The organism is Sediminitomix flava (assembly GCF_003149185.1).
GTDB classification, from domain to species: domain Bacteria; phylum Bacteroidota; class Bacteroidia; order Cytophagales; family Flammeovirgaceae; genus Sediminitomix; species Sediminitomix flava.
Genome location: NZ_QGDO01000018.1, coordinates 1 through 3,868, shown reverse-complemented (window position 1 = coordinate 3,868; position 3,868 = coordinate 1). Strand labels below are relative to the sequence as shown.

5 protein-coding genes are annotated in these 3,868 nt (G+C 32.4%); all 5 read left to right on the top strand.

Features of this window, described 5'->3' with window-relative positions:
- Nucleotides 1-106: 106 nt before the first annotated feature.
- The 5 genes from BC781_RS25135 (at nt 107) to BC781_RS25115 (ending at nt 3,712) form a co-directional block, all read left to right on the top strand.
- Nucleotides 107-790: a DUF6896 domain-containing protein gene (locus BC781_RS25135; RefSeq protein WP_109623281.1), complete on the top strand. Its 684-nt coding sequence runs from the start codon at nt 107-109 to the stop codon at nt 788-790.
- 83 nt (nt 791-873) lie between these two features.
- On the top strand, nt 874-1,401 hold the full coding sequence (locus BC781_RS25130) for a hypothetical protein (protein WP_109623279.1): 528 nt from the start codon (nt 874-876) through the stop codon (nt 1,399-1,401).
- A 106-nt stretch (nt 1,402-1,507) separates the two neighbouring features.
- Nucleotides 1,508-1,969 carry a hypothetical protein gene (locus BC781_RS25125; protein WP_109623277.1) on the top strand — a complete coding sequence of 154 codons (462 nt, stop codon included), beginning with the start codon at nt 1,508-1,510 and terminating at the stop codon, nt 1,967-1,969.
- A gap of 150 nt (nt 1,970-2,119) precedes the next feature.
- The gene (locus BC781_RS25120; RefSeq protein WP_109623275.1) at nt 2,120-2,758 is read left to right on the top strand and encodes a hypothetical protein; all 639 of its coding nucleotides are present in this window, start codon (nt 2,120-2,122) and stop codon (nt 2,756-2,758) included.
- Between the two features lie 114 nt (nt 2,759-2,872).
- Complete coding sequence (locus BC781_RS25115; RefSeq protein ID WP_109623273.1) at nt 2,873-3,712, top strand: hypothetical protein; 840 nt, start codon at nt 2,873-2,875, stop codon at nt 3,710-3,712.
- Nucleotides 3,713-3,868 lie beyond the last annotated feature (156 nt).

Sequence of the window (3,868 nt, the reverse complement as noted above, 5' to 3'; positions counted from 1 at the left end):
TTAGGTGAATAAATAAAAACGATTGCCAACAAGGGGCATATTGCACAGGTCAGTTGCGACGCAATCTGCCTGCGACACCATGCCCGAGTCGTTATCTCTAAAGTAAATGAGTAAAAAAGTTGTAGTAGATTATACCGGAAGGGTTGTAACCTTTCACGATATTGAACAGGAGATTATTAAGAATAGAAGTAATCAAACTGGGTTTAAAAATATTGTAATTAGTGATCCTATTCTTCAACAACTTGAACTGATGTTTCCAGATAAACAATTCAATTATTTGGAATGGTCTAAACTATTGTTTGTGATTGATTCAATCAGTACTAGTTTTGTTCTATCTCATAAACTTGAATTTCTAAAATGTTTCGAGGAATTTGATTCGGTTTCGCATGAATTAATGAAACTTTTGTCAAATACTTTTAATCTCAACTTCGGTAATCTTAATGAGTTAAGGAATCTAAAAAGAAATAAGAGCAAAAATCAGAGAGGTACAATAAATGAGGCGTGGAATTATTATTTTCATGGATCTGAATGTTGTTTTACAAATTCAATAACTAATCAGCATGTAGAAGTGAAGATAATATATGGTCAAGAATATGGTGTGATAGATGATTATTTCCTATTTAAATTCATAGAAACAACAGCTACTTTTTCAGCTCAATATGAACTACTAAACAAGAGTAGTGATAATTTAAGAAAAGTAATAAGCGTTTTTGAAAGAGAAGGATACCTCATAAGAAAATTATTCTTTGACTCTAAGGGATTGGTTTTAAATAAAAATAAAAAGAGATAACAAGGGGCATAGTTCACACCGCACTTACCGGCAACACGACCCAAGTGCGTCACCATGTCCGATACGTTGTAGCCAATTTAAAAATGAAAAAGAGAACGACAATTAAAACTCTGATTATTATAAGTCTAGTTTTTACAATTGGCGTTTGCCTTTTTGTTCAACTAGAATTTGCTAGAAACAAGGACACTATTCTGACAAAGCTTCATGTTCTTGCATTAAATGACAATAACATATCAGTGGACTTTAATCCTGAAATTAACTCTGAATCGATAATCATTAAAGACCAATCAGGAACTATTATTTATAAAAATGGTGAACTGGTTGAGAATCTTCATAATGAATATGGACACGTCGTTTTCAGCTTTTACACTAACGACACACTATTTGCTCAAGCGGGACATTTTAAAAGAAACTGGTGGTTTACGCACGACTATCAAATTCAAATTGAAAAAGAAAATGGAGACTATAAAATCAATTTAGACATTAATGGTCCAGAAAAATTTCAAGATGACTTTATCAAATATATCAAGGAATCTGAAAATGACTCTCTACAATACAGTTCATACAGAACTAATGGCGAATTGATAAATAAATGGATAGAGAAAAAATAAAAACTGGCTACAACAAGGGGCATATTCCACAGGCAGCTATGCGACGCAACCTGCCTGCGATACCATGCCCGGTGCGTTGTAGCTCATGGGTAATAAAACATAGATTTTGAACGAGTTAATAGAAATCATAGATGTAATCTGTGAGTTTGGACTTTATGAAGATCTGACAATCGATAATAAAGAGGAGACTTTAGAACAGAGTCTAGTTAGGCTTTATTCTTATACGTTTGAATTACATCCTAAATCAAGTGAATCAGATGAATCTAATTATTTGGATTTTGATAAAAATCTGTTTCCAAATGTTGTAGAAAACGTAAGTTTAAATCTAGCTGATTTTGGATATTATCATACAGTTCTAAATGCTAATGAAGTATCACAGAATGTTGAAAATGGAATTGGCGATGCTGTAGATGATTTATCAGACATAATTTATGATCTTCTTGAAGTTAAATGGCGCATTGAAAAAAACAGTTTAGCAGATGGGCTTTGGTATTTTCAGTTTATTTTTCAAGCTCATACAAAAGAACATTTGATTAATTTGCTAAACTACCTACTATTTAAAAAATAAAAACGAGCTACAACAAGGGGCATAGCCCACAGGCAGCATGCGACGCTATCTGCCTGCGATACCATGCCCGAGTCGTTGGGCTTCATAATTAAAATTATAGCAGATGATGATTATGAAGAGCTATAAAAGCAAATTTTGAATTAAAGTCAAATGATCAGATATAAACGATTTGTGTTACTTGTGTTTGGTTTGTTAACATTGTACAGATCAGTATTTTCACAGAGTGCTTATGGTGAGGGAGAATTAACTCATACGTCAAAATCTTTGTTAGAAATGTTTTTGACGGATGTTTCTAGTAGAGAACTAAGCAAAAGAGAATCAATTATTGTATTTGATTTTAAAAACCAAAGTTCCCAAGACGTCGATACTTTATGTGTATATGATGACGAAAAATCCCCTTATAACTTATTAGAGGAGAGGTATGGGGTTTATCGAGGATTTCAAATCATAATGAAGGGATATCCAGATAGTACATTTTTTAAAATGGCAGTAGATAATGAACTATTAAAAAAAGTTATACGCGATGATTCGGTATCAAATCAAAATGTACTTGATAGCATAAGAGACCGTTTATATAAGGGGTATATAGATTTTATCCCTGATAGTGAACGTCATAAGATCCGAAATGGAATATATAATGGCTATATCGTTTCTGCTGGAAGTGAATATGATCCAAGATTATATTACTATGTAATTTATGATGAGGAATTCATAATAAATAGGATTCGTTCAGATCGCCAATTACCCAATAGTTATTTTGGCTTTCCTCGAAAAATAGATAAGAAGTAAAAAACGAAGCCCAACAAGGGGCATAGTTCACACCGCACTAACCGGCAACACGACCTAAGTGCAAAACCATGCCCGTATCGTTATGCCTAATTTTTTAACAAACAGAACTTAATAATGGTAACAGTAGAAGAAGCTTTGAAGAAAGGAAAATGGCAGATTTTATATCCTTCTCTGATAATCTGTTTTGGAGGTATGCCAATTATATATTTATCTCTTTTACCTTTCGAGTATACGCTTACACCTATTTTGAGTATTTTTTTACCTCCTATTTTAGCTTTATTGTATGCAAGTATTATTACACCAAAATGGAAGATATGGGCGTATTCAAATGTTGATAATGTACATTTATTGTATCTGAAAGCTGTTGAGGGAGGGATTATCTCAAATGATAATAGTTCTGCAAGTAAATTAATGATAATGAGTGCTTCACAGAGGATGAAGTTGAACCAACTTAATAAAAAAGTTTCAAATAATAAGGGGTTTGTAGATGTGGCTTTTAAGGATAATCCTAAGATTCCTAAACAGATTATTATCTATAAAGATAAGCTTAGTGCAACAGTTATTTTGGTTCTAGGTATTAGCTCTTTTTGCTTAGGTTTATATTTATTATTCTTTGATAGAGATAATCATCACTATCATATTGGTGTAACCTTAATTTTCTCACCATTTATGATTTACACCTCATTAAAAAAACGAAAAGATAATCAACCTCAATTGACCTTAAATAAAAGCGGTATTAAGATAAAGGGACAGCAATTAATAGGTTGGAGAAGTGTTATTGATGCTGAAGCTTATGTTAAAGGTTATGGAAAAGGAAGTAAAGAGTATCTTAAGATTAGAAGTGGAAGCGGGGTTTTTCAGATTGATATTGGAGAATATAATACCTCAATTTCAGAACTGAATAATTTGATATATATCTATAGAGGTCGTTCAAAACAAATTAAAAAGGCATAACAAAGGGCATATTACACAGGCAGTCTTGCGACGCAATCTGCCTGCGACACCATGCCCGAGTCGTTATCGATAAGAAATATCATGTATTCAAGTATAATTATAATAGCGTTAGCCTTTTTTTGCTTAGGATATATTTATCTATATCTCTTTATAACT

Bases quoted from the DNA above. Each gene is read 5' to 3' on its own strand.
- BC781_RS25135 (WP_109623281.1), top strand. From the start codon at position 107: ATGAGTAAAAAAGTTGTAGTAGATTATACCGGAAGGGTTGTAACCTTT.
- BC781_RS25130 (WP_109623279.1), top strand. From the start codon at position 874: ATGAAAAAGAGAACGACAATTAAAACTCTGATTATTATAAGTCTAGTT.
- BC781_RS25120 (WP_109623275.1), top strand. From the start codon at position 2,120: ATGATCAGATATAAACGATTTGTGTTACTTGTGTTTGGTTTGTTAACA.
- BC781_RS25115 (WP_109623273.1), top strand. From the start codon at position 2,873: ATGGTAACAGTAGAAGAAGCTTTGAAGAAAGGAAAATGGCAGATTTTA.